This is a genomic window from Rugamonas apoptosis (genome assembly GCF_014042355.1).
In the GTDB taxonomy this organism is placed as follows: domain Bacteria; phylum Pseudomonadota; class Gammaproteobacteria; order Burkholderiales; family Burkholderiaceae_D; genus Rugamonas; species Rugamonas apoptosis.
This window is the reverse complement of the sequence record NZ_JACEZU010000001.1, coordinates 564849-580267: the sequence shown is the minus strand read 5'-3', so window position 1 is coordinate 580267 and position 15419 is coordinate 564849. Positions and strand designations below refer to the sequence as shown.

Below are 15419 nucleotides of genomic sequence, written 5' to 3'. Positions count from 1 at the left end.
CCCTTTGATGCACATCATCGAAGCGTTCTCAGGAGAACATCAAGTGGATCAAGCACAGAACTACAACTACAAGGTCGTGAAGCAATTCGCGGTCGCTACGGTAGTCTGGGGCATAGTGGGCATGCTGGTAGGCGTCATCATCGCCGCCCAGCTGGCATGGCCAGCTCTGAACCTGGACATCCCCTGGCTAACTTATGGACGGCTGCGCCCGCTCCATACCAATGCCGTCATCTTCGCCTTTGGCGTCAGTGGCTTGTTCGCCACGTCCTACTACGTCGTCCAACGTACCTGCCAGGTGCGTTTATTCTCTGACAAACTGGCCGCCTTCACCTTCTGGGGTTGGCAAGCCGTGATCCTGTCCGCCGTCATCACTCTGCCCATGGGTCTGACCCGCGGCAAGGAATACGCGGAACTGGAATGGCCTATCACGATCCTGATCGCCGTCGTCTGGGTGGCCTACGCCACCGTGTTCTTCGGCACCCTCATGACCCGCAAGGTCAAGCACATCTATGTGGCCAACTGGTTCTTCGGCGGCTACATCCTGGCGGTGACCCTGCTGCACGTGGTCAATGGCGCCAGCCTGCCCGTGTCGGCGTTCAAGTCCTACTCCGCCTACGCCGGTGTGCAGGACGCCATGATCCAGTGGTGGTACGGCCACAACGCGGTGGGCTTCATCCTGACCGCGGGCTACCTGGGCATGGTTTACTACTTCATCCCCAAGCAGGCCGAGCGCCCTGTGTACTCGTATCGCCTGTCGATCGTGCACTTCTGGGCCCTGATCTTCACCTACATGTGGGCCGGCCCACACCACCTGCACTACACCGCGCTGCCTGACTGGACCCAGTCGCTGGGCATGGTGTTCTCGCTGATCCTGTTGGCACCATCGTGGGGCGGCATGATCAACGGCATGATGACCCTGTCGGGCGCCTGGCACAAACTGCGCACCGACCCGATCCTGAAATTCATGATCGTCTCGCTGTCGTTCTACGGTATGGCCACCTTTGAAGGCCCAATGATGTCGATCAAGACCGTCAACTCGCTGTCGCACTACACCGACTGGGGTATCGCCCACGTCCACGGCGGCGCACTGGGCTGGGTTGGTTTCATCACCATGGGTTCGATCTACTACCTGCTGCCACGCCTGGCTGGCCAGCAAAAGATGTGGAGCACCAAGCTGATCGACGTGCACTTCTGGGTCGCGACCATCGGTATCGTGCTGTACATCGCCGCGCTGTGGATCGCCGGTGTGATGCAAGGCCTGATGTGGCGCGCGGTCAATCCGGACGGCACCCTGACCTACACCTTCGTGGAAGGCGTCAAGGCTTCCTATCCGTACTACGTGGTGCGCGTGGGCGGTGGCCTGCTGTACCTGACGGGCATGTGCCTGATGGGTCTCAACACCTTCATGACGCTGCGCAACCGCGAGACGGCTGTGGCCCGCATCCCGGCGCTGAGCGCCACGCACGCCTAATATTGGAGCCGACAAATGAAATTTACGCATGAATGGATCGAGACCAAGCCCTGGCTGCTGATCGCCCTGGTCACGCTGGTGGTCAGCGTGGGTGGCGCGGTCGAAATCATCCCCCTGTTCTTCCAGAAGTCGACCACTGAACCGGTGGCCGGCCTGAAACCCTACTCGGCGCTGCGCCTGACGGGCCGCGACATTTATATCCGCGAAGGTTGCTACAACTGCCACTCGCAGATGATCCGCCCGTTCCGCGCTGAAACGGAACGCTATGGCCACTACTCGGTGGCCGGCGAGTACGTCTACGACCGTCCGTTCCAGTGGGGTTCCAAGCGCACCGGGCCGGACCTGGCCCGCGTGGGCGGCCGCTACAGCGACGAATGGCACAAGACGCACTTGAACAACCCGCGTGACGTGGTGCCGGAATCGAACATGCCGAACTACCCATGGCTGTCGCAGAACAAGCTTAACCCGGACGAGGTCCAGCCCAAGATGCGCGCCCTGCGCACGCTGGGCCACCCGTACAGCGACGCGGAAATCGCGGCCGCGCCGGAAGAGCTGAAAGACAAGACTGAAGAAGATGCCCTGATCGCCTACCTGCAAGGCCTGGGCACTGTAATCAAGACGAGGAACTAGTCATGGCACTCGACACCATTTTTGACAACGCCAGCAGCGTGATGACGGTGATTTCCTTCATCACCTTCGTCGGCATCCTGTGGTGGACCTACTCGGGCCACCGCAAATCCGCATACGCGACCGCGGCCCAGCTGCCGTTCGCCGATGACGAGGAGCATACCCATGTCTGATTTCACCAGCGGTTTCTGGAACATCTATATTATCGTCCTGACCATGCTGGGCGTGTTCGGTTGCGGCATCCTGCTGTATTCGCAGTCCAAGATCAAGGTCAACCCGAACGACAAGCATGACGGTCCGGTCGGCACCACCGGCCACATCTGGGACGAGGACTTGACGGAACTGAACACCCCGATGCCACGCTGGTGGATGTTCCTGTTCTACATCACCATCGTGTTCGCACTGGCCTATCTGTTCCTGTACCCAGGCCTAGGCACCTACAAGGGCAGCCTGGGCTGGAGCTCGGGCGGCCAGCACGCGGCCGAGCTGAAGCAGGCCGAGAACGACTACGGCCCGCTGTTCAACCAGTACCTGAAGCAGGACCTGAAGGCCGTGGCGGCCGATCCCAAGGCGCATGCCATGGGTGAACGCCTGTTCCTGACCTACTGCGCGCAGTGCCATGGTTCCGATGCCCGCGGCAACAAGGGCTTCCCCAACCTGACCGACAAGGACTGGCTGCATGGCGGCACGCCCGAAATCATCAAGACCACCATCATGGGCGGCCGTCACGGCATGATGCCGCCGATGGGCGCGGCGTTGGGCGGAGACAAGGATGTCGAAAACGTGGCAAACTACGTGCTGAGCCTGTCCGGTTCCACGGCCGACCCCATCAAGGCCGTATTCGGCAAGGCTAAATTCGGCGCGTGCATGGCTTGCCATGGCGCCGATGCCAAGGGCAACCAAGCCTTGGGCACGCCTAACCTGACGGACAAGATCTGGCTGTATGGTGGTAGTCTGGAAACCGTCATGGAAACCATCCGCAAGGGCCGCAACAACACGATGCCGGCTTTTGGTGAGTTCCTGGGTGAAGGCAAGGTCCATGTGCTGGCGGCCTATATCTGGAGTCTGTCCAACACCCCCGGTACAGCCGAGGTGGCGGCCACCGCCGACACCACAGCCACTGCCGCCAAGCCGTAAAGAAGTCATGGAATGAATGCGCCACAACCTCAAGTCATCAAGATGTATGCGGCGCGGGAGGAAATCTACCCGCGCGAAACCAAGGGCCGTTACGCCCGCTTGCGCTGGGTCTTTGTCTGGCTGACCCAACTGGTCTTCTACGGCTTCGCCTGGCTGCAGTGGAATGGCCGCCAGGCCATGCTGTTCGATCTGGCGGCCCGCAAGTTCTACATCTTTGGCCTGGTGTTGTGGCCGCAGGATTTCATCTACCTGGCGGCGTTGCTCATCGTCTGCGCCTACCTGCTGTTCCTGGCCACCGCGGTGGCCGGGCGCGTGTGGTGCGGCTTCGCCTGCCCCCAGACGGTCTACACGGAAATCTTCCTGTGGATAGAACGTCAAATTGAAGGCAAACGCAGCGCCCGCATGGCGCTCGACAAGCAAGGCCCGTCGCTCAAGAAGTTTGTCAAGAAAACCACCAAACACGTGGTCTGGGGCGCGCTGGCGCTGTGGACCGGTTTCACCTTCGTCGGTTATTTCACCCCCATCAAGCAACTGGCGGCCGAAGTCACCACCCTCAGTTTCGGTCCGTGGGAATGGTTCTGGGTGGTGTTCTACGCCTTCGCCACCTACGGCAACGCCGGCTGGATGCGCGAGCAAGTGTGCAAATACATGTGCCCGTATGCCCGCTTCCAGAGCTCCATGTTCGACCCCGACACCCTGATCATCACCTACGACAGCAAGCGCGGCGAACCGCGCGGCGCGCGCAGCAAGTCGGGCGATAACAGCAAGCTGGGCGACTGCATCGATTGCACCATGTGCGTCCAGGTATGCCCGACCGGCATCGACATCCGCCAGGGCCTGCAATACGAATGCATCGGTTGCGCCGCCTGCATCGACGCCTGCAATGGCGTGATGGACAAGATCGACCTGCCGCGCGGCCTGATCCGTTACAGCACGGACCACGCCATGGCGGAGAATTACACGACGGCCCAGATCCGCGCCCACACCATGCGGCCACGGGTGCTGATCTACACCGGCATCCTGTGCCTGATCGTGGCCGCCGTGGGCACCGCCCTGTGGCTGCGCACGCCGCTCAAGATGGACGTGATCCGCGACCGCGGCGCCATGGGCCGCGAAGTGGAAGACGGCATGATCGAGAACGTGTACCGGTTGCAGATCATGAACACCACCGAGCAAGCGCACACCTACCGTATCCGCGTGGCCGGCATGGAACACCTGCACCTGGTCACGCCCGACACGGTCAAGGTGGGCGCCACGGAAACGCTGGCCTACCCGATCCGCCTGCGCGCCGAACATGAGTCCGGCCACAAGGGCTCCAACAAGATCGAGGTGGAGCTGGAGGCGACGGACGACCCCAGCCTGCACGTGCGTGAACATGCGGTCTTCATCGTACCGCGCTAAGAACCCAGGAGTAATACATGGCAGACGTAATTCCCATCGACCAGGCTGAGCGCAGCCTGCCCTGGTACCGCCACCGCTGGCCCTGGCTGTTGATGCTGGGCCCGTTCCTGGTGGTCCTGGCCGGCAGCTACACCATGTACCTGGCCTACACCCGCCAGGACGCGCTGGTGGTGGGCGACTATTACAAGCAAGGCAAGGCCATCAACCAGGACTTGCGGCGCGACCGCGTGGCCGCCTCGCTCAACCTGGCCGTGGCGCTGCGCTACAACCCGGAACAGGGCGTGCTGATGGGCCGCCTGGACAGCCCCGTGAAAGCCCAGCCCGGCCGCCTGCTGCTGCACCTGGCGCATGCCACGCTGCCGGAAAAGGATGTGCAACTGGTGGTGCAGCCGGATCGCGATGGCGGTTTCACGCTGGCGCTGCCCATGCTGGAACGCAGCCGCTGGCTGGTGCAGGTGGAAAGCGAAAAGCGCGACTGGCGCCTCGATGGCGTATGGAACTGGCCGGCGGAACGGGAAATCCAGTTGCGCGCCGATACCCCCTCCAACGCGCCGGCCGAATAAGGCCGCTGGTCGTCTGCAAACAACAAGGGCGCCCCGCAGGCGCCCTTGTTTCAAAATCGGGGACGTAACACCATTTCGCCTGCCGGCAATATGGTGTTACGTCCCCGATTTTGCTCAGCCGCAGGTGCGGGTGCCGGCCGTGATGGCCTTCAGCATGGCCGGATTGAGCAACTCGATTTCGCGGTTGCTGACCCGCAGCATGCCTTCCTTCTTGAACTTGGACAGCAAGCGGCTCACGCTCTCGATCGTCAGGCCCAGGTAGTTGCCGATTTCCTCGCGCGTCATGCGCAGCTGGAAGGTGGTGGCCGAATAGCCGCGCGCCTCGTAGCGCGACGACAGGTTGACCAGGAAGGCGGCGAAGCGCTGGGTGGCCTGCATATTACCCAGCAACAGCATCACGCTTTGTTCGCGCGTGATTTCCTGGCTCATCATGCGGTGGAAGTGGCGCAGCAAGGTTGGCATATCGACCAGCAATTGCTGCAGGCTGGCGAACGGAATCTCGCACACTTCGCTGTCTTCCAGCGCGATGGCGTTGCAGTGGTGGCGGTCGGTGCTGATGGCGTCCATGCCCAGCAGCTCACCGGCCATCTGGAAGCCCGTGATCTGTTCGGCGCCGTCCGGATTGACCTGGAACGTCTTGAAGTGGCCGAGCCGGATCGCGTACAGGCTGACGAACGGGTCGCCGATGCGGAACAGGGTGGCGCCGCGCGGCACCTTGCGGCGCCGGCCGATGATCTGGTCGAGGCGTTCCATGTCGGCCGTATCTAGCCCCATGGGCAAACATAGCTGGTGCATGCTGCAACTGGAGCAGCGCGCGCGCAACGCTTCCACCGACACACCCGGCAAAACGAGGGAGGGAAGAGCTTGTATCATGCCGCTAGTGTAGCTTACTTGCCGCCAAATACCGCTAAAGCCGCACTCATCCAATCAAGTATTGCCGTCAGAAAATATGGCGCGCGCCGGTCGCGCACCTTGCCATGGATGGGTATTGATAGGAAAATTCCTCGTGCTCATGCACCGCTCACAAGGACCCCATGAAGCCCCTCGGCATCAAAGCCAAAGTCGCCCTGGCCACCAGTCTCACCTCGATCCTGATGATCGCGCTGGTGACCGTGGTGCAGACACAACGCATGCGCGACGATTTCACGAAAGTCCTGTTCGACCAGCAAACGGCGCTGGTCAACCGCACGGCCGAGGAACTCGATGACAAATTGCTCATGTTGCTCACCATCGTGGAACGCTCGGCCAAGCTGCAACCGGCCGCCATCGCCACCTCGACGGCACAACTGCGCGCCTATTACAGCGAACGGGCCATGTTGTCGCTGTTCGACGATTTGCTGGTGCTGGGGCCCGATGGCGCCATCGTGGCCGACTTGCCGGCCGTGCCCGGGCGCCTGGGCGTGAACGCCGCCGACCGCGCCTTCTTCCAGCAAGTGATGCGCACCCGCCAGGCCATGATCACGGAACCGCTGATCGGCAAGACCAGCAAGCAACCGATCGTGCAAATGGCGGCCCCCGTGTTCGACGCCCAGGGCCGCGTGGCGTGCGTGCTGGTGGGTGTGCTGCAGCTGTACAAGGATAATCTGCTGGGCCACTTGCGCACCGCCAAGGTGGGCCGCAGCGGCTATTACTTCGCGCTCACCCGCAGCCCGACGCCGGTGTACGTGCTCCATCCCGACGCCACGCGCCTGCTGCAGCCCCGTCCGCCCAACGCCAACCTGTCCACCACGCGCGCGCTGCGCGATGGCTTCGAGGGCACGGCCCTCTCCACCAACAGCAAAGGGGTACTGGCCCTGACCAGCTTCAAGTCCCTCAAGTCGGTCGACTGGGTGCTGGGCGCCTCGCTGCCGGCCGAGGAAGCGTTCGAACCGTTCAATGGCGTGCTGTACCGGGTGGCCCTGTGGAGCGCGCTGGCCGCCGCGCTGGGCGCGCTGCTGATCGGCTGGTTCACGCTGCACCTGATGGCGCCGTTGTTGCGGCTGCACGAAGCCATCGTGCGGCTGCGGCGCGACACCAGCCATTTCAGTCCGCTGCCCGTCACCAGCCAGGACGAGATTGGCCAGCTGACGACGGCCTTCAACAGCCTGATGCACGAACGGCTGGCGGCCGACGCCCGCCTGCAGCGCCTGATCGAGCTGGCGCCCAACGCCATCGTGGTGGTGGATGGCGCTGGCCGGGTGGAAACCTTCAACCGCGAAGCCGAACGCTGTTTCGGCTATGGCCGCGCCGACATCATTGGCCAGCCGCTGGAAACGCTGATGCCAGCCCGGCTGCGCGAGTTGCACAGCGCCCACCGGCTGCGCTTCGTGACCGACCGCCTGAGCGACGAGCCCATGCGCATGGGCAAGGGCGCCGCGCTGCTGGGGCTGCGCCGCGACGGCAGCGAGTTCCCCATCGAAGTCAACCTGAGCGCGGTGCGCACCGACCAGGGCACCAAGGTGCTGGCCGTGATCGCCGACGTGACGGAGGCACGGCGCCTGCGCGGCGAGCTGGAGGCCCGCGCCAGCGAGCTGGAGCGCGAGCGCGACCGGGCCGAGGCGGCCAACCGCGCCAAGAGCGACTTCGTGGCCAACATGAGCCACGAGATCCGTACCCCGATGAACGCCGTGCTGGGCATGGTCTACCTGCTGGGCAACACCGCGCTCACGCCGCAGCAGCGCAAATACCTGACCATGGTGCGCATGTCGGGCCAGTCGCTGCTGGCCATCCTCAACGACGTGCTCGACTTCTCCAAGATCGAGGCGCGGCGCATGGAACTGTCGCCCACGGAGTTCGAACTGGACGAAGTGCTCAACACGCTGGCCACCACCATGACCATGAGCGCCGGCGACAAGGAACTGGAACTGGCCATCGAAGTGGAACCGGACGTGCCGCGCCTGCTGCGCGGCGACGCGCTGCGCCTGCAACAGGTGCTGGTCAACCTGGCCGGCAACGCCATCAAGTTCACGGCCCAGGGCGAAGTGGTGGTACGGGTGGCGCTGGAACGGCGCGAGGGCGACCAGGCCCGCTTGTGCTTCGAGGTGCGCGACACCGGCATCGGCATCGCCGAGCCGCAGCAAGCCCAGTTGTTCACCGCCTTTTCCCAGGGCGACGAAAGCATCACGCGCCGCTTCGGCGGCACCGGCCTGGGGCTGGCCATCAGCAAGCGCCTGATCGAAATGATGGGTGGCCAGATCGCCGTCAGCAGCGTGGTGGGCCAGGGCACGCGCTTCTGGTTCACGCTGCCGTTCACAGAGTTGCCGGCGCAGGCCAGGCCGCGCCGGGCGCCCACGCTGGGGCCGCTGCGCGTGCTGGTGGCCGACGACAACCGCACCAGCCGCGAACTGATCGGCAAGCTGATCCGGGCCTGGGGCTGGCATGCCGACGAGGTCGACTCGGGGACGGCCGCGCTGGCCCGCTACCGGGCCCGGCGCGACGCCGGCCAGCCCTACGACGTGGTGCTGGCCGACTGGCACATGGCCGACATGGGCGGACTGGCCGCCGCCAAGGCCATCTGCCAGGCATCCCACGGCGGCAAGCAACTGATCGTGGTGATGATCAACGCCTTCGCGCTGGACCGGCTGGAGGAGATTTCCAACGCACCCGAGGCGGACGTGGTGCTGGTCAAGCCCATCACCAGTTCCAACCTGTTCGACGCACTGCACCAGGCGCTGGCCGCCAAGGCCGAAGGCGCGGCCGCACCAGCGCCAGCGCGCGGGATCACCGGCCGCCTGCGCGGCGTGCACCTGCTGCTGGTGGAGGACAATCTGTTGAACCAGACGGTGGCGCGCGGCATCCTGGAACAGGCCGGGGCCACGCTGGACGTGGTGGGTGACGGCCAGCAAGCCGTGGACTTGCTGCGCAGTTCAGCCGGCCACTACGACGCCGTGTTGATGGACATGCAGATGCCGGTGCTGGACGGTTTCAGCGCCACCCGCATCCTGCGCCAGGAACTGGGCCTGCGCTTGCCCGTGATCGCCATGACGGCCGGCGTGCTGGCGTCCGAGCGCGACCGCTGCGTGGAGGCTGGCATTTCAGACTTCATCCCCAAGCCGATCGAAGTGGAGCAGATGCTGGCCGTACTTGAACGCCAGTTGCCGGCCACACCGGGGGGAGCACCTGGCCTGGCACCGCCAGCCGCGCCAGCCGCGCCGTCCGCCGATCGCATTGATAGCATTGATAGCACTGATAGCGCGGCCACGCCGCCCGCCGACGGCAACGTGTTCAACATGGACAGCCTGATGCGCGTGATGGGCAAGGACCCCAAGGGCCGCGAAGTGATGTTCAAGATGGTGCGGGGCGCGCTCGACACAGGCATGGCGCCGCTGACGGACGCCGCCACGGCGCTGCGCGAAGGCCGCATGCAGGACGCGGCCCGGCTCTACCACAGCCTGCGGGGCGCCGTCGGCGTGCTGGGCGCCAAGCGCCTGGTGCAAGCCACCATCGCGGCCGAGACGGCCATCACCGAACAGCGCGACACGGAAGCGCAGGCGCACTGGCAAGCCGTGCAAACCGAGCTGTCGGACACGCTGCGCCAGGCCCGCGCCTGGCTGGAACGCGAGCAGGGCTGAATATCAAGGCTGGAAAACAGGGCTGTGGTTGCGCTTATTCGGGCTTCGGCTCGGCCTTGTTGTCACCCAGGTATTTGCGGTAGATGGCGTCGAAATGGCCGTTTTCCTTGATGTGCTTGAGGCCGGCGTTGAAGTCGTCGCGGTAGCGCTTGTTCCAGAACACGGCGCGGTAATCCATCGGGTTGAATTTGACGAAACTTTGCTCCGTCACGGGCCGCAGCTGAATCGATTTGTTGAGCGACAGCAGCAGGGTGAAATAGCGGAAGATGTTGCGGTCGCTGAGCACGACGTCGTAGCGGCCCTTGTCGAGCGTGAGCACTTGCAGCGCCTGGTCGTTCTGCTCGAAATACCGGCCGGACCTGGCCACCGGCCCCAGCCAGTCGGGATAGCGCTTGGCGCCGCCGGGAAAGGACAACACGCTCAAGCCCTTCAAATCCTGCGGCTTGCGGATCACGATGTTGCGCTCCTTGAGCGTGATGAACACGTTATCGTAGTAGACGGCCGGCTCGGCGTAATACGCGCCCACGGCCGTCATGTCCTGGCCCAGGTCCGTCATGGCCGCGTCCACCTGGTGGGACTTGAAGGCCACCGGGATGCGGGCGAACGAATAGTAGACCGGCTTGAGCACATGGCCACGGAACGCCAGCGCCTGGCTCAGCACTTCGATCTCGATGCCGGAATTGGTTTCCGGGAAACAGAACGGCGGGATCTTCTCACCGAACGCCATGCTGATCTCATCGGCGCGGGCCGGCCCGCTTCCCAGCCACCACAGCGCCGCCGCCAGCCCCGTCACCCACCAGCGACGCCCACCACCACGCGCATCCATGACCACTCCGTTCAAAACTGGTGGCGCATGCCCGCCGCGATCACACGCCGCGTGCCACCGGGCAGCGAGACCTGGTAACTGGCCGCGCCATCGTTGCTCAAATGCGAGCCGATCAAATACAAATTGCTGCGCTTCGAGAGCGTGTGATAGTAGGCCAGCGCCAGCTGGGTGGCGTCGGCGTCGCGGTTGTAGAGATCGCTCTTGTGCACATAATCGGCCGCGATCACGTCGCGCCCGACGGGCACGCTGAGGCCGAACAGGGTATCGCGCGTGTCGAGCGTGCTGTCGTTACGGCTGCGGGCCAGCACCAGCCAGCCTTTGACGGGGCCGAAATCGTAGCTGCCGCCGACCAGGTGGCTGCGGGCCAGCTTCAGGCCCTGCGCGTCATTGGCGCTGTGGTAGGCCAGCACCACATTGAGCGGACCGGCCGCGTAACCGATGTCGCCGCTGAGCTGGCGGTTGGCCTGGCTGTTGCCCGCCACCTCGCCGGCGCCGTAGGCCAGGTCGCCATACAGACCGCCCAGCGTGGGCGGCAGCGAATACTTGACCGTGTTATCCATGCGCACGCCGGAATCGTAGAACACCCGCGTCGATTCGCCGGGCCCCTTGGCGTCGAACGGATCGTTGCTGGCGATGGCGCCGAAATAGGGCGTGAACATGCGGCCCGCGCGCACGGCGCCGAACGGGCCGCTCAACCCCACCCAGGACTGGCTGCCGAACGGCCGGCCTGCGAACGAGGGCTGGCCGGTGTCGGCCTCGATCTGGGATTCCACGTCGAATATAGCGCGCAGCCCGCTGCCCAGCTCTTCCGAACCCTTGATGCCAAGCCGGCTGGCCGTCTGTTGGCCGCTATCGACCCTGGTGAGGCGCTTGCCGGAATCGCTGTCGGAGGTGATGGCCAGGTCCAGCACGCCGTACACCTCGACCTGGGCCTGCGCCAGCGCCGGCTGCAACGCCAACGCGGCACATAACGGTATAAATCGTTTCACGCTGATCCTCTGGGCATGGCTGGTCATCCGCGGCAGTGCGCGCCAGCACGCCCGTTGCTGGGGCTGGTGGTGCAAATTACCGATGTTTAAAGTTGTACTCCGCGGCGTGTTGCTGGTCAACAATTTGTACCCCGGCGGCAACAGGATATCGCCGCGCTGGCCGGCGCCTCACAGGGCGGGCCATGCCGGCCACGCGGCATGGAAACAACAGCTTGCGCGCCCCGGCGGCGGCCCTCCCCAGCGGGCTCGTGCGGTCGTGGCACGGGCAGGGAGGAGAAACACCACCACGCCTTGCTTAGAGGCAAGAATATACGGTATCGTATCGGTCGCCATAGCGTATGCGATGCGCTACCATTGTCCTTTACAATTACACCACCCTTTTCTGGAGACCGATATGCCACGCCAAGAAGTCACACTCGACGAAGTCACGGCGGCGGCCTCCGGCCTGCAGGACGAAGGTAAAGAAGTTTCCCTCGACACAGTGCGCGAAGCGCTGGGCGCCGGCTCGGCCAGCGCCATCCACCGCCACCTGGCCGAGTGGCGCGCCAGCCACATCGAACCACCGGCGCCACCGAAACCGGAAATGCCGGCCGCGCTGGTCGCCGCGCTGGGCAACTGGGCCCAGCAATTCGCCGAGGAAGCGGGCATCGGCGGACGCGAAGCGCTGGCCCAGGCCGAGCGCGACATGGACGACCTGCTCAAGGCCGGCGAGGAACTGGAAGCCGCGCGCGACGAGCTGCAAGCGCAACTGGCCAGCGTGACCATCGCGCGCGACCAGGCGCTGGCGCTGGCGGCCGAACGGGGCGAGGACATCGACCGCCTGCGGGCCGAGCTGCGCGACGCGCGCCAGGTGGCCACCGACGCGCTGGTGGGCAAGGCCAAGGATCAACTGGCCATCGGCGGCAAGGACGACCAGCTGGCCGACCTGCGCCAGCAGATCGAACGCAATGTGGCCGCGTCGGCGGCCCAGTCGGACGCCCGCCTGAAAGCCGAGATGGAACTGATAGGCGCCGTCACCGCGCGCGACAATTTCGAGGCCGATGCCAAGGAATTGCGCACCAAGCTGGACGCCTCCAACGCCGAGCGCATCGCGCTGCGGGCCGAGCTGGAGGCGCTCAAGGCGAGCGCCTAGTCCCCAGGACGTCGGCAGTGGCGGGTTGCCGTCCAACGGATGGCGGCATGCTAAATCTTGATGATGGTATCGCTGTAGGCGGCCATTTGCACATCGTGGGTCATCAGGCGCATGGGCTCCACCATGGCCTGCGCCACGAGCATGCGGTCGAAAGGATCGCTGTGTAGTGCGGCCAGGTCTTCAACAGCTATCGCATGCTCAGCCACTACCGGCAGAAATCGATAACCGGACGCGCGAAAATAACGCGCAGCATCCTGGCTGGAAATCGGTACGTCACCGCGGCCCAGCGCATGTTTGATGGCGATTTCCCACATGCTGGCGGTGCTGATCCAAACTATCGTGCTCGGTGACAGAATCAAGTCCCGCGCCGTCTGCGTCAACTTCGGGCTGTCGGCTATCGCCCACAGCGCGACGTGCGTATCCAACAGCAGGTTCACTTGTCCGTCCCATACCTGAACAGGCGTGCCACTTCATCGTTATGCCTGTCGATATTTTCCGGGACCTCGAACTTTCCCTTGGCGACACCTATACGGCATTCCACCGGCGCCGATTCAAGCGGAACCAGCTTCGCTGCCGGGCGGCCATTACGAGCAATGACAATCTCCCTTTCCTGGCCACGTTCGATGGCGTCGACCAAACGAGAAAGCGAGGACTTAGCTTCCAGCATATTGATGGGTTTCACGGCGTTCTCCCCGTACTTCCTATTAGTCTAATCTGGCTAAGCTCACAGGACAAGCGGGCATTCGTTCCGGCATATCGTTCTACGGCGCGCCCGCTTCAAGGCCAACGCGCGAGGCTACGCCCAGTGTGGCGCCGCAGTGGGCGTTGTCCCGCGCTTTGCGGCGCTTAGGCGCCCTCCCGAAACAATTGTCCAGTTCTTTATCGTCCTCGCAGATTTCAACGCGGCCTATTTCGTTGATCTCAAGATACTGACCAACTAACTAGCGTTGAGATAGCTGCTATTCTTGCCAAATATAGTCGTAAATTAGTCAAGGGCAAGACTCAATATTGCCGCCTCACGCGAGTTTGCAAGAGTCGTAAATTGATACCTCAGCAAGTTTCAATTTTTTGGGAGTTTGAACAATAAAGTCGTAAATTTAATCAGCTGTTGCCACCGACCGTTTTTATAGACCGGAGACAAAAGTCTTCTCGGACGCGCACACAGATGTAAAAGCAGACCAGTGTTCGAAATCCTTGTTAAATGCCGGACAGTTCACAGCCACCCGAGACGGAGCGAAGTTGCAGGCCACGGCTCTTAAAAGTGAGGGTCCTGGCGTCGGTCTCGAAGCCTGAGAAACAGCCGGGCCAGCTGAGATTGGCGATCCTTCCTTGCGGCATGCCGGATAGCTGGACAATAGCGAAAAGATTGGGATCGTAGTAAAGACTGCTTAAACGCTCAAACGCTCCTTGTCAAGAATGCAAATCAGGGTATCCGCCGCCGGGGCTGATGGTGTAGCAGCCAAACGCTCCTTTGCGCATGGCGTCATATCTGACGCCGGTCCCTGCGTGGACTCTCGTTAATGTAAACGCTGGCCAGATCTGAGAACCTGGCGCCGATGCTTACTGCATCGAACAATTGCTCAATAAGGCTACCTCATACCTTCCTGGTCGACAGTGGTAATCTCTAATATACACATCAGCTAATTCGCACAACAAATGCCTCAGATCTCCGCCTCTGGTATTCGCTCGGACGTTCTGAACGATCTACGTCCACTTTTTGAAACAGTTCCGATGCTGAAGATGTTTGCAGGCATCGCGCAGCTTTCTCTCATCATTGATGCCAACATACTTATGGGTGACCTGTTATGGATGACAAAGAAAAGGGCAACAGCCGGCGCGCGCACTGAACTTTTCGAGCTCTTGAAGGCGGGAACGATTCAGGCATTCGCACCAACGTTTTTGATCGATGAAATGGCTGTAAATCTTACAAGAGAGGCTAAGCGAAAGAAGATATCACTAGATGCCCTCAATGGCGTCTGGATGGAATATCGCGAATTCATCTCCTTCGTGGATGTGGGAGGGCCGGACGCTGCGTTCCTTGATCCCAAAGATGCCCCCTACATTAAGTTGCAGCAGAAGATTGGAGCGTTGATCTACTCACGGGATGAGCACATTAAAATGATGAATGGTATAGTCGTCAGTGCGGCTATCGTTGCGTCACTACGCATCTATTCTCGCCACGTAGTGGTTGAATCGCCACCATACCACTAGACACTTCTGAGCCATAATTCTAGGCAAAGGAGTCATCATGAGTGGAAAGCGGTACACGGAAGAATTCAAGGTCGCGGCAGTCAAGCAGGTGATTGATCGTGGCCATCCTGCAGCGGAGGTGGCAGAGCGCCTTAGCGTGAGCATTCACAGCATCTACGCATGGATCAAGCGCTACGGCGTTCCAGATACCGAGCGTAAGGCCAACGATGCACAAGCCGAGGAAATGCGGCGCCTGAAGGCCGAGCTTAAGCGCGTCACTGAGGAGCGCGATATTTTGCGAAAGGCCGCTGCGTACTTTGCCAAGACGTCCGGGTAAGGTACGCCTTCATTCGCGAGCACGAGGCTGTGTATTCAATCCGACGCCTGTGCAAAATGGTCGGAGTTCACCCCAGCGGTTACTATGCTTGGTGCATTAGCCCGGAAAGCCCGCGCACAAAGGAGTTGGAGGCGTTTGCTCAAAAAAAAATATGGGCTACGTCGTCAGATCGTAGCCCGTATCGAGTTTCCCGAAT

At 62.5% G+C, this 15419-nt stretch carries 14 protein-coding genes and 1 pseudogene; 10 read left to right on the top strand and 5 right to left on the bottom strand.

Annotated features, from left to right (window positions below):
- Positions 1 to 43: 43 nt before the first annotated feature.
- The 6 genes from ccoN to H3H39_RS02575 are packed head-to-tail and all read left to right on the top strand — an operon-like array spanning position 44 to position 5199.
- Positions 44 to 1471 carry a cytochrome-c oxidase, cbb3-type subunit I gene (gene ccoN, locus H3H39_RS02600; RefSeq protein WP_182151685.1) on the top strand — a complete coding sequence of 476 codons (1428 nt, stop codon included), beginning with the start codon at positions 44 to 46 and terminating at the stop codon, positions 1469 to 1471.
- Between the two features lie 15 nt (positions 1472 to 1486).
- Positions 1487 to 2101 (top strand): cytochrome-c oxidase, cbb3-type subunit II, encoded by a 615-nt coding sequence (gene ccoO / locus H3H39_RS02595; protein WP_182151684.1) that lies wholly within the window; start codon positions 1487 to 1489, stop codon positions 2099 to 2101.
- A gap of 2 nt (positions 2102 to 2103) precedes the next feature.
- A complete protein-coding gene (locus H3H39_RS02590) occupies positions 2104 to 2271 on the top strand; it encodes a cbb3-type cytochrome oxidase subunit 3 (RefSeq protein ID WP_182151683.1) in 168 nt (55 codons plus the stop codon).
- Positions 2264 to 3235, top strand: a complete 972-nt coding sequence (gene ccoP / locus H3H39_RS02585; RefSeq protein ID WP_182151682.1) for a cytochrome-c oxidase, cbb3-type subunit III — start codon at positions 2264 to 2266, stop codon at positions 3233 to 3235. Before H3H39_RS02590 ends, ccoP begins: the two co-directional genes overlap by 8 nt.
- Before the next feature lie 12 nt (positions 3236 to 3247).
- Positions 3248 to 4636, top strand: a complete 1389-nt coding sequence (gene ccoG / locus H3H39_RS02580; RefSeq protein ID WP_182151681.1) for a cytochrome c oxidase accessory protein CcoG — start codon at positions 3248 to 3250, stop codon at positions 4634 to 4636.
- 17 nt (positions 4637 to 4653) lie between these two features.
- Positions 4654 to 5199, top strand: a complete 546-nt coding sequence (locus H3H39_RS02575; RefSeq protein WP_182151680.1) for a FixH family protein — start codon at positions 4654 to 4656, stop codon at positions 5197 to 5199.
- A 114-nt stretch (positions 5200 to 5313) separates the two neighbouring features.
- Here the strand turns inward: H3H39_RS02575 and fnr are convergent, their stop codons facing one another.
- Positions 5314 to 6072 carry a fumarate/nitrate reduction transcriptional regulator Fnr gene (gene fnr / locus H3H39_RS02570; protein WP_182151679.1) on the bottom strand — a complete coding sequence of 253 codons (759 nt, stop codon included), beginning with the start codon at positions 6070 to 6072 and terminating at the stop codon, positions 5314 to 5316.
- Positions 6073 to 6233: 161 nt separating this feature from the next.
- Here fnr and H3H39_RS02565 point away from each other — a divergent pair, with 161 nt between their 5' ends.
- Positions 6234 to 9749, top strand: coding sequence for a response regulator (locus H3H39_RS02565; protein WP_182151678.1), 3516 nt, complete (start codon positions 6234 to 6236; stop codon positions 9747 to 9749).
- Between the two features lie 34 nt (positions 9750 to 9783).
- On the opposite strand, the gene H3H39_RS02560 is transcribed toward H3H39_RS02565, so the two are convergent.
- Both H3H39_RS02560 and H3H39_RS02555 read right to left on the bottom strand, forming a co-directional pair.
- The gene (locus H3H39_RS02560; protein ID WP_220461399.1) at positions 9784 to 10575 is read right to left on the bottom strand and encodes a substrate-binding periplasmic protein; all 792 of its coding nucleotides are present in this window, start codon (positions 10573 to 10575) and stop codon (positions 9784 to 9786) included.
- A gap of 11 nt (positions 10576 to 10586) precedes the next feature.
- A complete protein-coding gene (locus H3H39_RS02555; protein ID WP_182151677.1) occupies positions 10587 to 11564 on the bottom strand; it encodes a porin in 978 nt (325 codons plus the stop codon).
- A gap of 394 nt (positions 11565 to 11958) precedes the next feature.
- On the opposite strand from H3H39_RS02555, the gene H3H39_RS02550 reads away from it, so the two are divergent.
- Positions 11959 to 12696, top strand: a complete 738-nt coding sequence (locus H3H39_RS02550) for a DNA-binding protein (protein WP_182151676.1) — start codon at positions 11959 to 11961, stop codon at positions 12694 to 12696.
- 50 nt (positions 12697 to 12746) lie between these two features.
- On the opposite strand, the gene H3H39_RS02545 is transcribed toward H3H39_RS02550, so the two are convergent.
- A complete protein-coding gene (locus H3H39_RS02545) occupies positions 12747 to 13133 on the bottom strand; it encodes a type II toxin-antitoxin system VapC family toxin (RefSeq protein WP_182151675.1) in 387 nt (128 codons plus the stop codon).
- Entirely contained in the window at positions 13130 to 13378 is a 249-nt protein-coding gene (locus H3H39_RS02540) for a type II toxin-antitoxin system Phd/YefM family antitoxin (protein WP_182151674.1), read from the bottom strand. The genes H3H39_RS02545 and H3H39_RS02540 overlap by 4 nt, the downstream gene beginning before the upstream one ends.
- Positions 13379 to 14352: 974 nt before the next feature.
- On the opposite strand from H3H39_RS02540, the gene H3H39_RS02535 reads away from it, so the two are divergent.
- Together H3H39_RS02535 and H3H39_RS02530 are read left to right on the top strand one after the other, a co-directional pair.
- Positions 14353 to 14907 carry a PIN domain-containing protein gene (locus tag H3H39_RS02535; protein ID WP_182151673.1) on the top strand — a complete coding sequence of 185 codons (555 nt, stop codon included), beginning with the start codon at positions 14353 to 14355 and terminating at the stop codon, positions 14905 to 14907.
- 37 nt (positions 14908 to 14944) lie between these two features.
- A pseudogene (locus H3H39_RS02530) lies at positions 14945 to 15348 on the top strand (transposase); the annotation flags it as partial.
- Positions 15349 to 15419 lie beyond the last annotated feature (71 nt).

What these genes read in the sequence shown, in the direction of transcription:
- ccoO (WP_182151684.1), top strand. Translation starts at nt 1,487, where the DNA reads ATGAAATTTACGCATGAATGGATCGAGACCAAGCCCTGGCTGCTGATC.
- H3H39_RS02590 (WP_182151683.1), top strand. Translation starts at nt 2,104, where the DNA reads ATGGCACTCGACACCATTTTTGACAACGCCAGCAGCGTGATGACGGTG.
- ccoP (WP_182151682.1), top strand. Translation starts at nt 2,264, where the DNA reads ATGTCTGATTTCACCAGCGGTTTCTGGAACATCTATATTATCGTCCTG.
- ccoG (WP_182151681.1), top strand. Translation starts at nt 3,248, where the DNA reads ATGAATGCGCCACAACCTCAAGTCATCAAGATGTATGCGGCGCGGGAG.
- H3H39_RS02575 (WP_182151680.1), top strand. Translation starts at nt 4,654, where the DNA reads ATGGCAGACGTAATTCCCATCGACCAGGCTGAGCGCAGCCTGCCCTGG.
- fnr (WP_182151679.1), bottom strand. Translation starts at nt 6,072, where the DNA reads ATGATACAAGCTCTTCCCTCCCTCGTTTTGCCGGGTGTGTCGGTGGAA.
- H3H39_RS02565 (WP_182151678.1), top strand. Translation starts at nt 6,234, where the DNA reads ATGAAGCCCCTCGGCATCAAAGCCAAAGTCGCCCTGGCCACCAGTCTC.
- H3H39_RS02560 (WP_220461399.1), bottom strand. Translation starts at nt 10,575, where the DNA reads ATGGATGCGCGTGGTGGTGGGCGTCGCTGGTGGGTGACGGGGCTGGCG.
- H3H39_RS02550 (WP_182151676.1), top strand. Translation starts at nt 11,959, where the DNA reads ATGCCACGCCAAGAAGTCACACTCGACGAAGTCACGGCGGCGGCCTCC.
- H3H39_RS02535 (WP_182151673.1), top strand. Translation starts at nt 14,353, where the DNA reads ATGCCTCAGATCTCCGCCTCTGGTATTCGCTCGGACGTTCTGAACGAT.